This window comes from Streptomyces sp. NPDC058470 (assembly GCF_042721055.1).
In the GTDB taxonomy this organism is placed as follows: Bacteria; Actinomycetota; Actinomycetes; order Streptomycetales; family Streptomycetaceae; genus Streptomyces.
In genome coordinates, this window is the sequence record NZ_JBHXMF010000089.1 from 1 (window position 1) to 20,214 (window position 20,214).

The window sequence follows — 20,214 nt, forward strand, 5'->3', positions numbered from 1 at the left end:
TTCGTACTCACCCGAGAGACTCTCTCAGGCTTTCCTCCGGGCGCTTCCCTTCGATGTTTCAAACTCTATCAGTGAATTTCCGTCTCTCTGACCACGGTTCCGCAGACATGCAGAACCAGACCCCGAGATAGGATCTGACAAGTTGAATGCTGCCGGACAAGGACACTTGATCGCGTCGCTCAGCCCCAAGGCAGGAGTAGGACTCTACATGGGGCGCTGGAGCGGGCGCAAATCGTTTGCGCCCTGCGCTACGGCCGCCATCGGGGCCCTCTCGCAGGGAACCTGCACTTCATATGACATACCCTGCTGAGCAGTGCGCCGTCCGCACAGGTAGCGACGGCCCATATATATCTCCGCCCCTGGGAGGCTTCCCATGACCACCGTGACGTCCCCTCTTGCAGGACGCGCCATCGGACTCACCGCGGTACCGGATCCCGTGTTCGCCGGGGCCATGGTCGGCCCCGGCATGGCGATCGACCCCGTGCGTGAACCCTCGGAGGCTGTCGCCCCCGTCGACGGAGTGATCGTCTCGCTTCATCCGCATGCTTTCGTCGTCGTCGACGGCGAAGGCCATGGTGTGCTCACGCACCTTGGTATCGACACCGTGCAGCTCAACGGCGAGGGCTTCGAACTGCTCGTCAACAAGGGCGACACCGTGACGCGCGGCCAGGCTGTCATTCGTTGGAACCCGGCTGCCGTCGAGGCGGCCGGCAAGTCCCCGGTGTGCCCGGTCGTGGCGCTCGAGGCCACGGCCGAGTCCCTTTCCGACGTCCGCGAGGACGGCGATGTGAAGGCCGGAGACGAGCTCTTCGGCTGGCAGTGACGTCAGCGCCGACGTAGACGACAAGCAGGACAACCACCGCAGCGGCGCTACCCGCCGCACTATCGGAGACGGGTGAGATGGAAACAACGCTGCGAGGCGTCGGCGTGAGCCATGGTGTGGCGATCGGCGAGGTTCGGCACATGGGAACGGCGGTTCTTGAACCGCCGGCCAAGCAGATCCCGACGGAGGACGCGGAGCGCGAACAGGGGCGTGCCCGCAAGGCCGTGGAGGATGTGGCAGCGGACCTGGTTGCGCGCGGCAATCTGGCGGGGGGTGAAGCGCAGGCGGTGCTCGAGGCGCAGGCCATGATGGCCGAGGACCCCGAGTTGATGGCCGATGTGGAACGGCGGATCGCTGTCGGCAGCACCGCCGAGCGCGCGGTCTATGACGCGTTCGCTGCCTATCGCGCGCTGTTGGCCGCCGCCGGTGAGTACCTCGCCGGTCGTGTTGCCGACCTCGACGACGTGCGGAATCGTATCGTCGCCCGGCTACTCGGGGTGCCCATGCCCGGTGTGCCGGACAGCGACGAGCCGTACGTCCTTATTGCTCGTGACCTCGCTCCGGCGGACACCGCGCTGCTCGACCCCACTCTGGTGCTCGGTTTCGTCACCGAGGAGGGTGGGCCGACCAGTCATAGCGCGATCCTGGCACGGGCGCTCGGCGTTCCGGCCGTGGTCGCGCTGCCCGGTGCCGGCGAGCTCGCGGAAGGCACCGTGATCGCCGTGGACGGCAGCACCGGTGAGATCTTCGTGGAGCCGAGTGCCGGGAAGAAGGCGGAGTTGGAAGCGGCTGCGGCAAAGCGCAAGGCGGCGCTGTCCTCCTCCACCGGTCCCGGCGCCACGTCCGACGGGCACAAGGTGCCGCTGCTGGCCAATGTCGGGGGCCCGGCTGACGTGCCCGCCGCTCTCGAGGCCGGTGCTGAGGGTGTCGGTCTTTTCCGTACCGAGTTCCTCTTTCTGGACGACAGCAAGAAGGCGCCGTCCGAGGAGAAGCAGGTCGAGGCGTATCGGCAGGTTCTCGAGGCGTTTCCCGAGGGTCGGGTCGTGGTGCGTGTGCTCGACGCGGGCGCGGACAAGCCGCTCGACTTCCTGACTCCGGCCGACGAGCCGAACCCGGCGCTGGGTGTGCGGGGTCTCCGCTCGCTACTCGACCACCCTGATGTGCTGCGTACGCAGCTGACCGCCCTTGCCAAGGCTTCGGAGGGGCTGCCGGTCTACCTTGAGGTAATGGCTCCGATGGTCGCGGACCGCACCGACGCCAAGGCGTTCGCGGAGGCGTGCCGTGCGGCCGGCTTGCAGGCGAAGTTCGGCGCGATGGTGGAGATTCCGTCGGCCGCGCTTCGTGCGCGCTCGATCCTTCAGGAAGTCGAGTTCCTTTCCTTGGGAACCAACGACCTCGCGCAGTACACCTTCGCTGCCGACCGGCAGGTGGGTGCGGTGTCACGTCTGCAGGATCCGTGGCAGCCCGCGCTGCTCGACCTGGTCGCGCTGTCCGCCGAGGCGGCGAAGGCCGAGGGCAAGAGTTGTGGTGTCTGCGGTGAGGCCGCGGCGGACCCGCTGCTCGCGTGTGTGCTGACCGGTCTGGGGGTCACCTCCCTGTCGATGGGCGCCGCGTCGATTCCTTATGTCCGGACTGCGCTCGCCAAGTACACGCTGGCGCAGTGCGAGCGTGCCGCTGCCGCCGCGCGTGCGGCGGACACGGCAGAGGAGGCGCGCACGGCGGCGCAGAGGGTGCTGTCCGGCGAGTAGTCGGACCGCGTCCTCGTTCGACTGTTGCTGAGGGGCGCTCCACCTTCTGGTGGGGCGCCCCTTTGGTGTTCAGTGTGCGTGACCCGCCATTCCTCCCTCTCCGAGGTCGGGTGGTGCGCAGTAGTCGACTCCTGATTCCGGGGAGACCAGGTCCCCGGACTCGGCGTCGGTGCAATAGGCGTCGAAGACCTCGGCCGCGGTGAGGGGATCCAGGACCTCACCGCGGAGTCGCCATCCGTAGACACGGTCGGTCTTGTCATGGGCGGTGATGCGCATGACGAGTCCCCCGGCGCTCCGGGTGGCGATACCGAGGGCCAGAACGGTGGTGAATTCGAGGGCTTCTGATTCGTCGAGGCGGATGGTGCCCGCGTTGTCGTTGGCTCGGAGTGCGGCGACGAGCGTTTCGGGCGCTGCCGTGACGCTGCACACGAGGTGGAGTTCGCCGGCTGCCGCGGTTTCGAGAATGCGGCTGAGCAAGTGGGAGGCGTGGGCGAAGGATGCGCGTCCGATGTCCTCACCGCAGGATGCGCAGTTGCCGATACGGGCCAGGAGTGTGGTCGCGTACTCCCAGGTCGCCTGGCGGACGGCCTCGTCGACGAGGTCCGGGACGAGCTCGTCGAGGGGCTGCCCCTCGTACATGACGGTCGGTCCCGTCGCGGCCAGTTCAGCTGTGAAGCGGGTGCGGCTCGAGGGGGCGTCGGGTTCCAGGCCGTTCTCGGCGCAGAACTCGGCGTATTCCTCGGGGTCGAAGAGCGCCACTGTGGTGTGGCCGCCCTGGGCGGCGAGGGTCCTGAGCAGGGATTCCACTTGCTGGAGGTAGGTGGTGTGGTCGTCGAAGGCGAACGTGCGGTAGCGCCGCATCGCCGTGAAGTCCTGTTCATCGGTCAACAGGCCGATGGTGCCCGCGATTTCGCGGCGCAGGACGCGTCGCATGCTCTGGTGCTGGATGTGCGCCATGTTTCCCCCTGTGCGCAGTCGATCAATGCTCACTCACAGTAACGGGCGACACTGACAACGTCGGCGGGCGAAGACGGTTCGCTGCGTCGCGGGATGGCGGGGTGGCGGGGTGGCGGGGCGTACGTCCGTCAGGCGTGCTTCTGGGCCAGGTCTTCGTAGAAGCGCAGCAGTTCGACGTTGTCCACCGAACCGAGGTTGACCGCCTTTTCCAGGGAGGTGCCTTGGAGAAGGCGCTTGATCGGGACTTCGATGCGCTTGCCCGTGAGGGTGTGGGGGACGCCGGGGACTTCGATGACCTCGTCCGGGACGTGGCGCGGTGAGAGCTGCTCACGGATGGTCTGCTTGATGCGGGTCAGGAGGGCCTCGTCGAGTGCGGCACCGGGGGCGAGGTGTACGAAGAGCGGCATCCAGTAGCCGCCGTCGGGCTGTTCGATACCGATGACGAGCGACTCCTTGATCTCGGGGAGGCGTTCGACGGCTTCGTAGATGTCGGCCGAACCCATGCGCACGCCCTGGCGGTTGAGCGTGGAGTCCGAGCGGCCATGGATGAGGACCGAGCCGCGCGAGGTGACGGTGATCCAGTCGCCGTGGCGCCATACTCCGGGATACGTGTCGAAGTAGCTGTCGTGGTAGCGGCTGCCGTCGGGGTCGTTCCAGAAGCGGATGGGCATGGATGGCATCGGATTGGTGACCACGAGTTCACCGACTTCGTCGGTGAGGGGTTTGCCGCTGGGGTCCCAGGACTGGAGGTCGGTGCCGAGGCCGGCGGCCTGGAGTTCTCCGATGTACACCGGCAGTGTCGGGACGGCGCCCGCGAAACAGGAGCACACGTCGGTGCCGCCGCTGACGGACGCGATCCACAGGTCGTCGCGGACCTCGTCATGGAGATAGCGGAACCCGTCGGGTGGCAAGGGCGAGCCGGTGGTGGCGACGCACTGCACGCGCGAGAGGTCGAAATCGTGGGAGGGGCGGACGCCCGCCTTTCGACACGCCATGACATACGCGGCGGACGTGCCGAACAGTGTCGCTCCCGTCCGTTCGGCGATGCGCCACTGGGCGCCTGTGTCCGGGTAGCCGGGGCTGCCGTCGTACAGGACGATCGTGGTGCCCGTGAGGAGCCCGGAGACGAGGAAGTTCCACATCATCCAGCCCGTGGACGTGTACCAGAAGAAGCGGTCCTCCGGGCCGAGGTCGCAGTGCAGACCGAGCTGTTTGAGGTGCTCTACGAGAATGCCGCCCTGGGACTGGACGATCGCCTTGGGGAGGCCGGTAGTGCCCGAGGAATAGAGCACCCACAGGGGATGGTCGAAGGGGACCTGCTCGAAGACGGGCTCCACGTCGGCGGAGGTCAGGACGGACCATTCCAGGGCGCCCTGAGGAGACTCGGTGCCCAGCAGCGGGATGTGCACGACCGCGCGCAGGGTCGGCAGTTCGCGGCGCAGCTCGGCGACGGTGTCGCGGCGGTCGTGCTCCTTGCCTCCGTAGCGGTAGCCGTCGACCGTGAAGAGCACCACGGGTTCGACCTGCTGGAAGCGGTCGAGGACGCTGCGGGCGCCGAAGTCGGGAGCGCAGGACGTCCACACACCGCCCACGGCGGCTGTGGCGAGGAGGGCGATCACGGCCTGGGGGACATTCGGGACGTAGCCGCAGACCCGGTCCCCCGGGCGCACACCGAGCACGCGCAGTTCGGCGGCCAGGGAGCCCACCTGGCGCCGCAGCTCGGACCAGCTGATGGGGGTCGGCTCATGGGTCTCGTCGACGTACAGGAGCGCCGGTTCGTCCGAACGGGTGCCGGCCGCGCGCAGAGCGTGCTCGGCGTAGTTGAGGGTCGCCCCGGGGAACCACTCGGCGCCGGGCATGGAACGGTCACCGAGCACGCGCGCGTAGGGGGTCGAAAACCGGACGTCGAACCATTCGGTGACGGCTTTCCAGAAGGTGTCCAGCTCGTCCACGGACCACCGGTGCAGTGCCGCGTAGCCGCCCTCGGCCGGGGCTCCGTGCCGCTCGGCCGCGCAGTTCTGGAACTTCGTGATCTGCGCCTGGGCGATGCGTTCCTCGGTGGGCTGCCAGAGCGGTGAGGGGTTGGAGGTGGACATGGGGCGGCTCCCGGGCAGTGCGCGTCGTGGGCGTCTGTCGCGCACGAGCTGGGGTGTGCGCGTCACGCGGCTGTCATGGACGATGCCATGTGATCGACTTCGACACCAGGGTGCGCCGCACATAGTCGCCGACATGAAGATGTGGTCTCACCACGGGTGAACGGCAGTTGAACCACTCACACTTACGGCCGAGTCAATGGCAGGCTGAGCAGCATGAACGGTCGTGACCTGGTGCGTTCGGTGAAGGCGGTCGGTTCGGCGGGGGCGGCCCAGGGGTTGCGTACCGTGCGAGCCGCGTGGCGCAGGCAGCGTGCCGATGCCATCGGGCTGCCCAAGCGGGGCGCCGAACGCGCCCGGGTACCAGGGCCTGTGCGGGGCGTGGAACCGGGCCCCGGCGGTGGAGTCGTCCGGTTCGCCCGCTCCGAGCTGAGGATCACGGTCACGGTGAACGGGGCGGTCTTCTGGGGATGGGACGGGGCGGACCCCGAGCCGTCGTACGCGCTCGCCGGCCACTGTCCGGAGCCGGATCCGCGGGCTGTCCTGGAGCCGGACAAGGACGGCGGTTGGCGGGTTGTCTCCGAGCGGGCGACGGTCGTGGTGTCGCGGCACGGAGCCGTCGAGGTGCACACCCCCGGTGGCGTGATGCTGCGCCGCGATCTGCCGCCCCGTTGGTGGGAGCCGGTCGACGGCGGCGCGGCCCGCTGGATGCAACGCTCCGAGGTGGCCGCCGACGCGCGGTTCTTCGGCCTGGGCGGGCGGGCGGGGGGCCCGCGGCTGCGCGGCGGGAAGTACCGGCTGTGGAACACGGATCCCGGGAAGGCCTTCGCGCCCGGTGACGATCCCCTGTACGTCACCATGCCCGTGCAGTTGGTGGTTGCCGACGCGGCCACCCATCTCGTGTTCCACGACACCTCGTGGGACGGCACGGTGACGTTGCGCGAGGGCGAGGAGGGCGCAGGCTCCGGGCACGACAGGGCCGGGTCGTGTGAGCTGCGGATGGATGGTGGCCCACTGCGCTGCTGGGTGATGGTGGGTACCCCCGCGCGCGTGCTGCACGCCTGGATCTCACTCACCGGGGCGCCCGCGCTGCCGCCCGGGTGGGCACTGGGGCACCACCACGCGCGGTGGGGTTTCGGCAGTGCGCAGGAGGTGCGGCGGATCGTCGCGGGCTACCTGGAGCATGGTCTTCCGCTCGATGCGGTCCACCTGGACATCGATCACTACGACGCGAATCAGGTGTTCACGGTGGACCGGGAGCACTTCCCCAAGGTGCCGGAGCTCGCGGAGGAGCTGCTGCGCGACGGTGTCCGGCTGGTGTCGATCGTCGACGCGGCGGTCAAGGCGGAACCGGGCAACGCGGTGTACGACAGTGGTATCGCCGCAGACGCCTTCGTCCGGGATGTCTCGGGGCGGCTCGTGCGAGGTGTCGTATGGCCTGGAGAGTCGGTGTACCCGGACTTCACGAACCCGCGCGTGCGACGGTGGTGGGGCGCGCTCTACGAGGAGCGGCTCGCGCAGGGTTTCGCCGGGTTCTGGCACGACATGAACGAGCCGACGTCGTTCACGGCCTTCGGGGAGTCGACGCTGCCGCGTTCGGCCCGGCACTCCCTGGAGGGCCGCGGCGGTGACCACCGTGAGGCGCACAACGTGTACGCGCTGGGCATGGCCCGGGCGGGATACGAGGGGCTGCGTGAACTTGCACCCCAGGAGCGGCCGTTCATCTTCTCGCGCTCCGGCTGGGCCGGAATGCAGCGCTACGGAGGGACCTGGTCCGGAGATGTGGCCACCGGCTGGCCCGGGCTGCGGGCGTCGCTGTCGCTCGTGTTGGGTCTGGGGTTGTGCGGGGTGCCGTACTCGGGGCCCGATGTGGGCGGCTTCGACGGCAGTCCGTCGCCCGAGCTGTATCTGCGGTGGTTCCAGCTCGGCGCGTATCTCCCGCTGTTCCGTACGCACGCGAGTCTGCGGGCGGGACGCAGGGAGCCCTGGGAGTTCGGTGACGACGTCCTGGAGCACGCGCGCGTGGCGCTCGTCGAACGGCGACGACTACTCCCGTACTTCCTGACGCTGGCGCATCTGGCTCGTCGTACGGGCGCGCCCTATGTGCGGCCCGTGTGGTGGGGCGCGCCCGAGGACCGGGCGCTGCGCGACTGCGAGGACGCCTTCCTGCTCGGTGACTCTCTCTTGGTGGCGCCGGTGCTGGACCCCGGGGCGGACCGGCGTGCGGTACAGCTGCCACGGGGGCGCTGGTATGACACGGTCACTGAGGAGGCCTACGAAGGGCCGGCTCAGGTGCTGATCGACGCCCCCTTGTCACGGATTCCGGTGCTGGCGCGTGCCGGCGCCGTCGTGCCCGTTCGGGGTGCCGATGGTGGACTGGAGCTTGAGGTGTGGGCTCCCGCGCGGGGGCGTGTCGGGGGCGGGCTTGTCGTGCCGGACACGGACGTCGGGTGGGACGAGCCGGAGATCGAGCGCTATGTGACGCGCTGGGAGGGGGCGCAGATGGTCGTCCAACGGGATGGAGAGGGTGGCCTGAGTGAGCCTGCGTATCCGGTGCGGGTGCGGGGGCTCCGGGCGCTGTGACGGCGCCGTGGCGTTGAAGCCGAGGGAGCAGCGGGCGACGGCGCCGAAGGTGGCGTCACCGCCGTCGACGCTCGCTGAGGCGTCCCGCGCACCTTCAGACGCGCGGGCGCCTCAGATGTACCGCCCCTCGAACAATGCCTGGGCCGCCAAGCTGTGCAGCGGGAAGGCGAGTTCGGCCGGCCGGCGCAGCAGGTGCCAGCCCGCTGTCTCGTCGGTGGCGGCGGACGGCGGGAGTTCGGCGGCCGGCCGTTCCGGAAGGAGCCCGAAGAGCAGCAGGTGTCCGGTCGGGGAACTCATCGCGTCGGCGAGTCGTACCTCCCGGCTCGCCACGTCGATGCCTGTCTCCTCCCTGAGCTCTCTGACGACGGCGTGCCGCCAGTCCTCCTTGTGATCGATGAACCCTCCGGGCAGGGCGATGCCCCCGCGCGCGGGGTTGATGGTCCGGGTGATCACGACCAGGGAGGTGCCTTGGGCGTCGTACACGGGTTGGAGGGCCACCGCGACCGGCAGTGGATTGCGGTAGGCCACGGTGGAGCAGACGCGGCAGGTGCGGGGCCAGCCGGAGACGCTCTCTCCGTAGGGCGCTCCGCAGTTCGAACAGTGGGAATCCGGCGCGAAGTCGGCGGGCGGGTGCGTGGATGGGGTTGCGGACACGCCGCGGACTGTATCCGATCATCTGAAGAGCATCGTCATCAGCGGTCGATGGGCCGCGAACCCAGGGCGGAAGGACCGGCGTTGATGCGAACCGCTCGGGTCCCTCAGGCCGCGAGTGGCGGCCGGAACCACCCCCGTGGGCCCCGGCCCTCCCTCCGATACTCCGACGCCGTGGAGGTCCCCGTGGTTCTCCTCTGTGCCCTGCCCATTTTCCGTTGCCCATGGCACACTTCTGACGTTCCGTCAGATCCAGTGCCATGGAGGAGCCTTGTCGCGTTCACGCACACCTGTGGTCACCGGGTGGTTCTCCGGGGACGGCGACGACTTCCGTCTCCTCGGTACGCGCTGCTCGGCGTGCACCTCGGTCTTCTTCCCCCGCGAGGACGTCTTCTGCCGCAATCCGGGCTGCCCGGGCGGCGGTGAACTGTCCGAGGTGCCGCTGTCGCGGCGCGGCCGTGTCTGGTCGTACACGGACAGCCGGTACCGGCCGCCGTCACCGTATGTGAGTGATCCGGAACTCTCGTGGGAACCCTACGCGTTGATCGCTGTGGAGCTGGAGCGCGAGCGGATCGTCGTACTCGGTCAGGCGGTTCCCGGGGTCACCGTCGCCGATCTGACGGTGGGCATCGAGGTGGAGGTCGTCCCCGGTGTGCTGAACGAGGACGAGGAAACGACCTGGACGACGTGGCACTGGCGGCCGACCGGGGTGGCGCAATGAGGGGCGTGTGGCGTACGGGAGTGACGGCATGAGTGAGGTGGCAGTGCTCGGCGTGGGTATGCACCCCTGGGGCAAGTGGGGGCGCGGCTTCGTCGAGTACGGGGTCGTGGCGGCGCGGGCGGCACTCGCCGACGCCGAGGTGGACTGGCGCGATGTCCGCTCGATCGTGGGCGCGGACACCGTGCGCGGCGGGTATCCGGGGTACGTGGCAGGGGCGACGTTCGCCAAGGCGCTCGGCTGGCAGGGGGCGCGGGTCGCGAGTGTGTACGCGGCGTGCGCGTCGGGAGCACAGGCTCTCAACACCGCGCGGTCACAGATACTTTCGGGTCTCGCGGATGTCGTGCTCGTGGTGGGGGCGGACGCGGCGCCCAAGGGGTTCTTCCGCCCGGCGGGCGGCGACCGGCAGGACGATCCGGACTGGCTGCGGTTCCGTGTCCTGGGGGCGACGAATCCGACGTACTTCGGGTTGTACGCGCGGCGCCGGATGGCCGTCCACGGGGACACGCTTGAGGACTTCGCGCAGGTCAAGGTGAAAAACGCCGCCCTAGGGGCGCTGAATCCGAACGCGAGGTACAGGAAGAGGGTCACCGCCGAGGAGGTCGCCGGCTCGGCGGTCGTCGCCGATCCGCTGCGGCTGCTCGACATCTGCGCCACCTCCGACGGCGGCGCCGCTGTCGTACTGTCCAGCATGGCCTTCGCACGACGGCACGGTGCCGCGGATCCCGTGCGGATCCGCGCGGTGTCCACGGTGACACCGCGCTACCCCAACACCGTGCTCGATCTGCCGGACATCGCCACGGACTCCGCTGTCGCGGTGGAGCCCTCGGCCGACTCCTTTCGTGCGTCCGTCGCAGCGGCGGTGTACGAGGAAGCGGGCATCGGTCCCGAGGACCTCTCCCTTGCCGAGGTGTACGACCTGTCCACAGCCCTGGAGTTGCAGTGGTACGAGGATCTGGGGCTGTGCGCGGAGGGCGGGGCCTCGAAGCTGTTGCGGGAAGGCGCCACGGCACTGGGCGGGCGAATACCGGTGAACGTGAGTGGCGGGCTGGCCTCGTTCGGGGAGGCGGTTCCGGCACAGGCCATTGCCCAGGTGTGCGAGCTGACATGGCAGTTGCGGGGCGCCGCCGGTGACCGGCAGGTCGCGGGGGCCCGGGTGGGGATCAGCGCGAACCAGGGGCTGTTCGGACACGGTTCGTCGGTCGTCGCGGTGCGGTGATCCCGGCACCGCCCGCACCCACTGTGACGAGCCGGAATTCCTGCGTGAACAGCTCGTGAATCGCGCCTGGGCGCACGCCAGGGGCGCGATTATGCTCCTGTGCCCTCCTGGTCGGATACGCTCCGCTTCGCCTTTCAGCCGGTCGTCAATCTGACGACCGGAGGAGTTGCCGCTCTGGAGATACTCGCCCGCCCTGAAGCCGGTGACATCCTGGCGCAGGCCCGCCGTGACCCCGAACTCGACGGCCGGCTGGCCGCGTTCGCGATCCGGGCCGCCGCCCGCAAGGAGACCCTGCTGCCCCTGCACGTCAACGTGTTCGCCGGGACCCTGGCCGATCTCGGCGGTCTCACGGCCCTGCGCGACGCCGTGCGTGAGGCCGGGCGGCTGCCGTGGGAGGTGACGGTCGACGTCGGTCCGCCGTACACGCACGTGCCGCAGCACGCCCTGCTGGACGCGGTCGCCGCCGTGCGGGGCGAGGGCTTCCGGATCTGCGCGGACGGGGTGGGCGACGGCGACGTACCCCTGCGGCTGCTCACGGACCTCGCGCCCGAGCTGATGAAGCTCGATGTGTCCCTGCTCGCGCGGCCCGCGGCGGTGCGGGCGATGCGGACGCTGTGCGAGGAGTTGGGCGCGCTGCTGTCCGTCGAAGGGGTGGAGACCGAACTGCAGTGCGCCGCTGCGGTGGCGGCGGGCGCGCAGCTGGCGCAGGGTGACCTGTTCGCGCCGGCTGCACGGCTGCCCGCGGCGGACGTATACGTTCCGACACTCTCCCCCGGTATCGCCGAGACACCTCGATCGGGGCCGTCCGTACGCCAGTTCGTGCGGCCCGCCGCACTGCTGCCCGCCACGGCGTCCGCGGGGCAGGTGCGGGCGCTGCTCACCGGATCGTCCGACGTGTCCGGGGTGCTGCTCGTGGACACCTCGGGGGTTCCGGTCCGGTCGGTGCACCGGTCGCGGTTCCTGCTGTCCATGTCGGGGCGCTACGGGCATGCGCTGTACGCCGACAGGCCGGCCGCCAAGCTCGGCGATCCGCCACGTACGGTCGGGGTCGACGCCACCGCCTGGGAGGTCCTCGACGTGGTGGCGGACGGCGACCGGGACCGTACGTCCGACGATGTCGCGGTCGTCGACCGGTCCGGGAGATGTATCGGGGTCGTACGACTGGCGGACCTCGTACGGGCGTTGTCCGAGAGCCGGGTCGAGGAGGCCGCGGGGCTCAATCCGCTGACACGGCTGCCCGGTTCGGACTCGATCACCGGCGAGGTGGACCGGCGGATCGCGGACGGCCGGATGTTCGCGCTGAGCTGGCTGGACGTCGATCACTTCAAACAGGTCAACGACGGAGCCGGGTTCGCGGCGGGCGACGAGCTGATCCGGGCTGTCGGGCAGGCGCTCCAGCGCGCGGCGTCCGGAGCGACTCGGGTGGGGCACATCGGCGGGGACGACTTCCTGGTCCTCGCGGACCCGGACACCCTCGATCCGCTGGCCGCCTCGGTGCTCGACACGCCCTGGACAGCCGGCGGACGGACCATCACGCTGTCGCTGGCCACAGTCCTCTGCGCACCGGGCAGCGTGACCGACCACCGCCAGGCTGCCGCCTGCCTGGCACCCCTCAAACAGGCCGCGAAGGCCCTCAGAGGGGCGAGTTGGGTGCTGGGACGAGCAGGGCTGGCGGGGCATGAGATCCGTCGTGGGGCCGGTGCGGCGCCGACGGAGGACGGATTCTGGTGGGCGGGCCGGTCCGGGAGTGACCGGCTGAGCAGCTGATGGACGAGCCGGTTGGCGGCTCGCCGGCCGGCCTGTGGAGGGCGACAGTCCGCCTGCGGGTACCTCACTGTTTCCGATCTGCACGGCTGCACGGCCACCCGTCCGTAGCCCCGGGCCGCGGCGGCCAAGCCGTCGGCCGGTCCGGGAGGACTGCCGTAGGGCGGCCCCTACGGGGCGTCGAGGCGCGCACTCGGCCAACAGCCCGAAAGAGTGTGCCTGGGAGCGACGTGAACGACCATCGGCCGCAGCGAGCCGTTTTCGGCCACGTTCGACCGCCACGATGCCGCCGCACACTGCCCCACCAACCGTTGCTGTCCGCGACCTTGACGCCCCCTGGGCACCGGTGAACACTTCCGGGTGTCAGTCGGTATCGCCGCATTCGGGCGTCTTCACGCACCGCGCCGCTCGGGTTCCCGACCTGCACCAAGGGCCATCCCCCATGGGCGATTCCGCTGCGACGGCACGCTCGTCACGGACGCCGGGCAGGGAGCGGGACCTTCCTGCCTTCGGCTGAAGTAGCCATGGGAAACGTGGGAAACGCATCCTGCACGGTGGCCCGGAGCCGATCGCTCCGGGCCAGGCCTAGGAGCCGCCATGAGCAACGCAGACATTTTTGTCGGCGAGTTGATCGGCACCGCCATTCTGATCCTTTTCGGCGCGGGAGTGTGCGCCGCGGTCACGCTCAACAAGTCCAAGGCCCGGGGAGCGGGCTGGGTGGTCATCGCCTTCGGGTGGGGCTTCGGCGTCCTCGCCGGCGCGTACACCGCGGCACCGCTGTCGGGCGGGCAGATCAACCCGGCGGTGACCATCGGATTCGCGGTCGAGGGCTCCACGAAGTGGGCGGACGTGCCTTTCTACATCCTCGGGCAGTTCGCCGGAGCCATCGTGGGGGCCGTGCTGTGCTGGCTGCTCTACCTCGGCCAGTTCAACCTCAACGCCGAGGAGACCGAGGAGAACACAGCCATCGAGACGCTGGGGATCTTCTCGACCCGGCCCGAGATCAACAATCCCGTACAGAACCTGATCACCGAGTTCATCGCCACCGTCGCCCTGATGCTGCCCATTCTGGCCATGGTCGGCGGCGACAAGCACGTGGCGGGCATCGGGGACGCGGGCCTTCCCGTCCTGCTCATCGCCCTCCTCGTCGTCGGGATCGGTCTGTCACTCGGCGGCCCCACGGGATATGCCATCAACCCGGCCCGTGACCTGGGGCCGCGACTCACGCACGCGCTGTTGCCGATACCCAACAAGGGCACCTCGGAGTGGAGTTACTCCTGGATCCCGGTGGTCGGCCCGATCGCGGGCGCCGTCGTCGGCGCCCTGATCTACAACGCAGCCTTCTAACGCAGCCTTCTGACGAAGGGGACGTCATGACGGACCATGCCGAGAAGTACGTCGCCGCAATCGACCAGGGCACCACATCGAGCCGCTGCATCATCTTCGACCACGGCGGCGCGATCGTCGCCGTCGACCAGCGCGAACACCGCCAGATCTTTCCCAAGCCGGGCTGGGTGGAACACGACGCCACCGAGATCTGGTCGAAGGTGCAGGCGGTGGTCGCAGGCGCGATCGCCAAGGCCGGGCTGCGCGCGGAGCAGCTGAGCGCGCTCGGGATCACCAACCAGCGTGAGACGACGGTCCTTTGGGACCGCGCCACCGGCAAGCCCGTGCACAACGCGATCGTCTGGCAGGACACCCGTACGTCCGCCCTCTGCAAGGAACTGGGCGGCTCGGACGGGCAGGACCGCTTCCGCGAGCAGACCGGACTGCCGCTGGCCAGCTACTTCTCCGGGCCCAAGGCTGCCTGGCTCCTCGACAACGTGCCCGGCCTGCGCGCGCGTGCCGAGCGCGGTGAGATCGCCTTCGGCACCATCGACTCCTGGCTGATCTGGAACCTGACGGGCGGCACGGACGGCGGGCGGCACGTCACCGACGTGACCAACGCCGGGCGCACCATGCTCATGAACCTGGAGACGCTCCAGTGGGACCGGTCCATCCTCTCCGCGATGAACGTCCCCGAAGCGGTCCTCCCCGAGATCAGGTCCTCCGCCGAGGTGTACGGCCCCGCTGTGGGCCAACTCGTGGGCGTCCCCGTCGCGTCGGCGCTCGGCGACCAGCAGGCGGCGGTGTTCGGGCAGGCCTGCTACGACGTGGGCACGGCGAAGAACACGTACGGCACGGGCAGCTTCCTGTTGCTCAACACCGGGAACCGGCCCGTTCCTTCGAAGAACGGGCTGTTGACCACCATGGGGTACAAGATCGGCACCGAGGCGCCGGTCTACTGCCTCGAAGGGTCGATCGCGATCACCGGCGCCCTGGTGCAATGGTTCCGCGACCAGCTCGGCATCATCCGTCACGCCGACGAGATCGAGACACTGGCGGCGAGCGTCGACGACAACGGCGGCGCGTACATCGTGCCCGCGTTCTCCGGCCTGTTCGCGCCCTACTGGCGCTCCGACGCGCGCGGAGTCGTCACCGGGCTGACGCGGTACGTCACGAAGGCGCACCTGGCACGCGCGGTGCTGGAGGCGACCAGCTGGCAGACGCGTGAGGTGGTCGACGCCATGTACCAGGACTCCGGGGTGCAGATCACCACCCTGAAGGTGGACGGCGGCATGACCAAGAACAATCTGCTGATGCAGCACCAGGCGGATGTCCTCGGGGTGCCGGTGATCCGCCCGAAGGTCTCCGAGACGACCTGTCTGGGCGCCGCGTACGCGGCCGGTCTCGCCACCGGTGTGTGGAACGACCTCGACGAGCTGAAGTCGCACTGGCAGAAGGACGTCGAGTGGACCCCGGCCATGGAGCCCTCGGTGCGTGACCGCGAGTACCACAACTGGCGCAAGGCGGTGGAGAAGAGCTTCGGCTGGCACGAGGAGGGCCTCAGCTGAAACAGGGGTCTACGCGCGCGTGCCTTTCGCGCGAACCACGCGCGCGTGTACGACCACGGCCCGTACCCCGGTCGGCGAGGGTACGGGCCGTACTGACGGACAGCCGTCGGAAGGCCGGGTGCCGTACGTCAGGTCGTGGTGACAGGTTGGCGCTGCTCGGATACGGCCGCCAGCGCGTGCTCGACGACGCCGATGAGGACCTCCTTGGCCGAGTCGCGGTCCCGCGCGTCGCAGAGGACGACGGGCACGTCGGGATCGAGATCGAGGGCCTGACGGACGGTTTCGGCAGGGTAGCGATCGGCGTCCTCGAAGCAGTTGACGCCGACCACGAAGGGTATGGACCGCCGCTCGAAGTAGTCGACGGCGGCGAAGCAGTCCTCCAGGCGGCGGGTGTCGGCGAGCACTACGGCACCCAGTGAGCCGGTGGCGAGCTCGTCCCACAGGAACCAGAAGCGGTCCTGCCCGGGGGTTCCGAAGAGGTAGAGCACCAGGTCCTCGCGGAGGGTGATGCGGCCGAAGTCCATGGCGACGGTGGTGGTGTGCTTGCCCTCGACGCCGCTGGTGTCGTCCACGGGGCGGCCCGCCTCCGTGAGCACCTCCTCGGTGCGCAGCGGTTTGATCTCGCTGACCGCGCCGACGAGGGTCGTCTTGCCCACGCCGAATCCGCCGGCCACGAGGATCTTGAGCGTGACGGGCTCGACCGGAGGCTTGCCGCGCTCAGAACGCCCGAAGATCATCGATCTCTTCTCCTGCTTGATGGGGGTCGTGCGACGGTGGGCCGTAGCCTCCGCCGCCGGGGGTTTCGATGACGAGTACGTCATCGGGGCCGACGTCGGCCGTGTCACTTCCGCCGAGTTCGGTGACCGTGCCGTCCGCGCGCTCCACCCGATTGGCGCCGAGGGCCCCGGGCTTGCCGCCCGCCATGCCGTAGGGCGGCACCCTGCGGTGCTGGGAGAGCGTGGACACGGTCATGGGCTCGTGGAACCGGATACGGCGCACGGCGCCGTCCCCGCCACTCCAGCGCCCCGCTCCGCCGCTTCCGCGGCGGACGGCGAACTCGTCGAGCTGTACCGGCAGTCGCCACTCAAGGACCTCGGGGTCGGTGAGCCGCGAGTTGGTCATGTGGGTCTGGACGACGGACGCGCCGGGGAAGCCGTCGCCCGCGCCGGACCCGGAGGCCACGGTCTCGTAGTACTGGTACCGCTCGTTGCCGAAGGTGACGTTGTTCATGGTGCCCGATCCCTCGGCCTGTACGCCCAGTGCCCCGTACAGGGCTCCGGTGATCGCCTGGGACGTCTCGACGTTGCCCGCGACGACGGCGGCCGGGGGCTCGGGCGCGAGCATCGAGCCCGGCGGCACCACGATGTCCAGGGGGCGTAGGCAGCCGTCGTTGAGTGGGATGTCGTCGTCGACCAGGGTGCGGAAGACGTACAGGACGGCAGCGTTGACCACCGCGAAGGGTGCGTTGAAGTTCGTGGTGAGCTGCGGAGACGTACCGGTGAAGTCGACGGTTGCGGAGCGTTTTTCACGGTCTACGGAGACGCGGACCCGGATGACGGCCCCGGAGTCGGTCTCGTAGTTGAACTCACCGTCTTCCAGGGTGTCGATGACGCGGCGTACCGCTTCTTCGGCGTTGTCCTGGACGTGCTTCATATACGCCTGTACGACATCGAGGCCGAAGTTGTCGATCATGCGGGCGACCTCGTCGACGCCCTTCTGGTTGGCGGCGATCTGGGCGCGCAGGTCGGCGAGGTTGGTCGGCGGGTTGCGCGACGGGTAGGGCGCCCGGGTGAGCAGGGTGAGGGTCTCGGCCTCGCGGAATCGGCCGTTCTGGGCGAGCAGCCAGTTGTCGAAGAGGATGCCCTCCTCGTCGATGGTGCGGCTGTTGGCGGGCATGGAGCCGGGGGCGATGCCGCCGATCTCGGCGTGATGGCCGCGTGAGGCGACGTAGAAGAGGATCCGCTCACTCTCCGTGTCGAAGACCGGGGTGATCACGGTGACGTCGGGGAGGTGGGTGCCGCCGTGGTACGGATCGTTGACCGCGTAGGTGTCGCCGGGACGCATCCCGTCTCCGCGGCGCCGGATGACCTCCTGGACGCTGGTGCCCATCGAGCCCAAGTGCACTGGAATGTGGGGGGCGTTGGCGACAAGGCTGCCGTCCGGGTCGAAGAGGGCGCAGGAGAAGTCCAGGCGCTCCTTGATGTTGACCGACTGGGCTGTGGACTCCAGGCGGGCACCCATCTGCTCGGCGATGGACATGAAGAGGTTGTTGAAGACCTCAAGGAGGACCGGGTCCGCTTCCGTGCCGAGATCGGAACTCTGCGTAATCGCCGCGCGTTCCATGACTAGATGCCCGTCGTCGGTCGTCGCGGCCTGCCAGCCGTCGTCGACGACGGTCGTCGAGCCGGCCTCGGTGATGATCGCGGGTCCGGTGACCGGGTGACCGGGAGGCAGTTCCTCGCGGCGGAGCAGGGGTACGTCGCGCCGGGCGCCGCCCGTGTGGAGAGCGGCCGTCTCCGTCTTTGGTGCGGCGGAGCGGTGTCCGAAGACGGCGAGGGCGGAGAGATCGGGGGGGTCGGTGAGGCCGGTGGCTTCCACGGAGAGGGCTTCGACGACGACCGGACGGTCGAGGGTGAAGGAGTAGGTGGCGCGATGGCGTTCTTCGAAGGCGTGGGTCATGGTGTCGGGCTCGGTGAGCTCGACGGTGAGTGCCGTGTCCGTGCCGTCGTAGCGGAGTTGGGCGCGGCGGGTGATCCGGATGCGGTCCTCGGGCACGTCCTCGGCGAGGAGTTCGGCGCGGGCGGCGCTTTCCAGGTCGTCCGCGGTCTTCAGGACGCCGGGCATCGCGGAGGCGTCCAGGGGCACCTCGACGGACTGTTCGCGCATGGCGGTCGTATCGGCGAGTCCGATACCGAGGGCGGACAGCACGCCGGCCATGGGTGGCACGAGGACGGTGCGGATGCCGAGCGAGTCCGCGACCATGCACGCGTGCTGGCCGCCCGCGCCACCGAAGGTGGTCAGCGCGTACCGGGTGACGTCGTGGCCCTTCTGGACCGAGATCCGCTTGACGGCGTTGGCGATGTTGGCCACGGCGATCTGGAGGTAGCCCTCGGCGACCTGCTCAGGGGTCCGGTCGTCGCCGGTGCGCTCCCGGATCTCGCGGGCGAGGGCGGCGAAGCGGTCGCGGACCAGTGCGTCGTCGAGCGGCTGGTCGCCGTCCGGGCCGAACACCCGCGGGAAGTGGGCGGGTTGGATTCGGCCGAGGGCGACATTGGCGTCGGTGACGGTGAGCGGGCCGCCGCCGCGGTAGCAGGCGGGTCCGGGTTCGGCGCCCGCCGAGTCGGGGCCCACGCGGTAGCGGGAGCCGTCGAAGTGGAGCAGCGAGCCACCGCCCGCGGCGACGGTGTGGATGTCCAGCATGGGAGAGCGCAGCCGGACCCCGGCGATCCGGGTGGTGAAGACCCGCTCGTACTCGCCGGCGAAGTGCGAGACGTCCGTGGAGGTGCCGCCCATGTCGAAGCCGATGACGCGGTCGAAGCCGGCGAGCTGCGACATCCTGGCCATGCCGACGATGCCGCCCGCAGGACCGGACAGGATCGCGTCCTTGCCGCGGAACTGGCCCGCTTCGGCGAGACCGCCGTTGGACTGCATGAACATCAGGCGCACGCCCTGGAGTTCATCGGCGACGTGCTCGACGTAGCGGCGCAGTACGGGCGACAGGTAGGCGTCGACCACGGCGGTGTCTCCGCGCGGGACGAGCTTCATCAGCGGGCTGACCTCGCTGGAGAGCGAGATCTGCGGGAAGCCGGTGCGGGCCGCCAGTTCGCCGACTGCCTCTTCGTGGGCCGGGTGGAGGTGGCTGTGCATGCAGACCACCGCGACGGCGCGGATTCCGGAGTCGTACGCCTCCTGGAGGGGGCCGGCCAGGGCCTCCAGGTCGGGGGTGCGCAGGACCGTGCCGTCGGCGGCGATCCGCTCGTCGACCTCGACGACACAATCGTACAGTTGTTCGGGCATTTCGATCGCGCGGGCGAAGATGCGTGGGCGGTTCTGGTAGGCGATGCGCAGGGCGTCGCGGAAGCCGCGGGTGATGACGAGAAGGGTTCGCTCGCCTCTGCGTTCGAGCAGGGCATTGGTGGCGACGGTGGTGCCCATACGGACGGCGTCGATCTCCGCGCCCTCGTCGAGGAGCTCCCGCACGCCCGCGACCGCGGCGTCGGCGTACCTTGCCGGGTTGTCGGACAGCAGTTTGTGCGTGAGCAGGCTGCCGTCCGGACGCCGCGCGACGACGTCGGTGAAGGTACCGCCTCGGTCGACCCAGAACTGCCAGCCTGTCACGTCTGTTCCCCGCTTCCGCCCTACTCAGAGCGCCCGGAGGCCGTTGATCACGTCGCGCAGAATACTCTCGTCCGGCAGCTCGGCGGGGGGTACCGGACGGCTCACGTGGACCAGTTCCTCGTCCACGAGGTCCCCGATGAGGACCCGGACCACCCCGACCGGAAGGTCGAGTTCGGCGGCGAGTTCGGCGACCGACTGAGGGGCGTCGCGGCAGAGTTCGACGATGTCCACGTGCTCCGGGGACAGCGTCTGGTCCGCCTCGGGGTCGTCGGCGTACGACTCCGCCACGACCACCGCGATCAGGTCGAGGCGGTGTTGGGCCGTACTGGTGGTGCGGCCGCGTGTCATGGCGTACGGACGGACCACCGGTCCGGCCTCGTCGTCGAACCAGTGGGCTCTGCCCTGGCTGTCTCCGCTCACGCTCAC

General features: G+C 69.5%; 14 protein-coding genes. 8 read left to right on the plus strand and 6 right to left on the minus strand.

Annotated elements, in window-relative coordinates:
• Window positions 1-373 precede the first annotated feature (373 nt).
• Together ACFWP7_RS39430 and ptsP are read left to right on the plus strand one after the other, a co-directional pair.
• Window positions 374-823 carry a PTS glucose transporter subunit IIA gene (locus tag ACFWP7_RS39430; protein WP_384392372.1) on the plus strand — a complete coding sequence of 150 codons (450 nt, stop codon included), beginning with the start codon at window positions 374-376 and terminating at the stop codon, window positions 821-823.
• A 77-nt stretch (window positions 824-900) separates the two neighbouring features.
• The gene (ptsP, locus tag ACFWP7_RS39435; RefSeq protein WP_384392375.1) at window positions 901-2,571 is read left to right on the plus strand and encodes a phosphoenolpyruvate--protein phosphotransferase; all 1,671 of its coding nucleotides are present in this window, start codon (window positions 901-903) and stop codon (window positions 2,569-2,571) included.
• A gap of 69 nt (window positions 2,572-2,640) precedes the next feature.
• Here ptsP and ACFWP7_RS39440 read toward each other — a convergent pair whose 3' ends face one another.
• Both ACFWP7_RS39440 and ACFWP7_RS39445 read right to left on the minus strand, forming a co-directional pair.
• A complete protein-coding gene (locus ACFWP7_RS39440; protein WP_384392378.1) occupies window positions 2,641-3,528 on the minus strand; it encodes a hypothetical protein in 888 nt (295 codons plus the stop codon).
• Between the two features lie 128 nt (window positions 3,529-3,656).
• Window positions 3,657-5,624 carry an acetoacetate--CoA ligase gene (locus ACFWP7_RS39445; RefSeq protein ID WP_384392381.1) on the minus strand — a complete coding sequence of 656 codons (1,968 nt, stop codon included), beginning with the start codon at window positions 5,622-5,624 and terminating at the stop codon, window positions 3,657-3,659.
• Between the two features lie 213 nt (window positions 5,625-5,837).
• Between ACFWP7_RS39445 and ACFWP7_RS39450 the strand changes: the two genes are divergently transcribed.
• Window positions 5,838-8,204: a TIM-barrel domain-containing protein gene (locus tag ACFWP7_RS39450; protein ID WP_384392384.1), complete on the plus strand. Its 2,367-nt coding sequence runs from the start codon at window positions 5,838-5,840 to the stop codon at window positions 8,202-8,204.
• Between the two features lie 111 nt (window positions 8,205-8,315).
• On the opposite strand, the gene ACFWP7_RS39455 is transcribed toward ACFWP7_RS39450, so the two are convergent.
• Window positions 8,316-8,858 carry an NUDIX domain-containing protein gene (locus tag ACFWP7_RS39455; protein ID WP_384392387.1) on the minus strand — a complete coding sequence of 181 codons (543 nt, stop codon included), beginning with the start codon at window positions 8,856-8,858 and terminating at the stop codon, window positions 8,316-8,318.
• A 289-nt stretch (window positions 8,859-9,147) separates the two neighbouring features.
• Here ACFWP7_RS39455 and ACFWP7_RS39460 point away from each other — a divergent pair, with 289 nt between their 5' ends.
• From ACFWP7_RS39460 to glpK, 5 genes are all read left to right on the plus strand, one after another.
• Window positions 9,148-9,576, plus strand: a complete 429-nt coding sequence (locus tag ACFWP7_RS39460) for a Zn-ribbon domain-containing OB-fold protein (protein ID WP_384392425.1) — start codon at window positions 9,148-9,150, stop codon at window positions 9,574-9,576.
• Window positions 9,577-9,604: 28 nt separating this feature from the next.
• On the plus strand, window positions 9,605-10,792 hold the full coding sequence (locus ACFWP7_RS39465; protein WP_384392390.1) for a lipid-transfer protein: 1,188 nt from the start codon (window positions 9,605-9,607) through the stop codon (window positions 10,790-10,792).
• A 99-nt stretch (window positions 10,793-10,891) separates the two neighbouring features.
• Window positions 10,892-12,559 carry an EAL domain-containing protein gene (locus ACFWP7_RS39470; protein ID WP_384392393.1) on the plus strand — a complete coding sequence of 556 codons (1,668 nt, stop codon included), beginning with the start codon at window positions 10,892-10,894 and terminating at the stop codon, window positions 12,557-12,559.
• A 594-nt stretch (window positions 12,560-13,153) separates the two neighbouring features.
• Window positions 13,154-13,903 (plus strand): MIP/aquaporin family protein, encoded by a 750-nt coding sequence (locus ACFWP7_RS39475; RefSeq protein ID WP_384392396.1) that lies wholly within the window; start codon window positions 13,154-13,156, stop codon window positions 13,901-13,903.
• A gap of 26 nt (window positions 13,904-13,929) precedes the next feature.
• Window positions 13,930-15,450 carry a glycerol kinase GlpK gene (gene glpK, locus ACFWP7_RS39480; RefSeq protein ID WP_384392399.1) on the plus strand — a complete coding sequence of 507 codons (1,521 nt, stop codon included), beginning with the start codon at window positions 13,930-13,932 and terminating at the stop codon, window positions 15,448-15,450.
• Between the two features lie 128 nt (window positions 15,451-15,578).
• On the opposite strand, the gene ACFWP7_RS39485 is transcribed toward glpK, so the two are convergent.
• The 3 genes from ACFWP7_RS39485 to ACFWP7_RS39495 are packed head-to-tail and all read right to left on the minus strand — an operon-like array spanning window position 15,579 to window position 20,208.
• A complete protein-coding gene (locus ACFWP7_RS39485; protein WP_384392402.1) occupies window positions 15,579-16,187 on the minus strand; it encodes an ATP/GTP-binding protein in 609 nt (202 codons plus the stop codon).
• Entirely contained in the window at window positions 16,168-19,788 is a 3,621-nt protein-coding gene (locus ACFWP7_RS39490; protein ID WP_384392405.1) for a hydantoinase B/oxoprolinase family protein, read from the minus strand. The genes ACFWP7_RS39485 and ACFWP7_RS39490 overlap by 20 nt, the downstream gene beginning before the upstream one ends.
• Before the next feature lie 24 nt (window positions 19,789-19,812).
• Window positions 19,813-20,208 carry a DUF742 domain-containing protein gene (locus ACFWP7_RS39495; RefSeq protein ID WP_384392407.1) on the minus strand — a complete coding sequence of 132 codons (396 nt, stop codon included), beginning with the start codon at window positions 20,206-20,208 and terminating at the stop codon, window positions 19,813-19,815.
• Window positions 20,209-20,214: the final 6 nt, after the last annotated feature.

Bases quoted from the DNA above. Each gene is read 5' to 3' on its own strand.
- ACFWP7_RS39430 (WP_384392372.1), top strand. From the start codon at position 374: ATGACCACCGTGACGTCCCCTCTTGCAGGACGCGCCATCGGACTCACC.
- ptsP (WP_384392375.1), top strand. From the start codon at position 901: ATGGAAACAACGCTGCGAGGCGTCGGCGTGAGCCATGGTGTGGCGATC.
- ACFWP7_RS39440 (WP_384392378.1), bottom strand. From the start codon at position 3,528: ATGGCGCACATCCAGCACCAGAGCATGCGACGCGTCCTGCGCCGCGAA.
- ACFWP7_RS39445 (WP_384392381.1), bottom strand. From the start codon at position 5,624: ATGTCCACCTCCAACCCCTCACCGCTCTGGCAGCCCACCGAGGAACGC.
- ACFWP7_RS39450 (WP_384392384.1), top strand. From the start codon at position 5,838: ATGAACGGTCGTGACCTGGTGCGTTCGGTGAAGGCGGTCGGTTCGGCG.
- ACFWP7_RS39465 (WP_384392390.1), top strand. From the start codon at position 9,605: ATGAGTGAGGTGGCAGTGCTCGGCGTGGGTATGCACCCCTGGGGCAAG.
- ACFWP7_RS39475 (WP_384392396.1), top strand. From the start codon at position 13,154: ATGAGCAACGCAGACATTTTTGTCGGCGAGTTGATCGGCACCGCCATT.
- glpK (WP_384392399.1), top strand. From the start codon at position 13,930: ATGACGGACCATGCCGAGAAGTACGTCGCCGCAATCGACCAGGGCACC.
- ACFWP7_RS39485 (WP_384392402.1), bottom strand. From the start codon at position 16,187: ATGATCTTCGGGCGTTCTGAGCGCGGCAAGCCTCCGGTCGAGCCCGTC.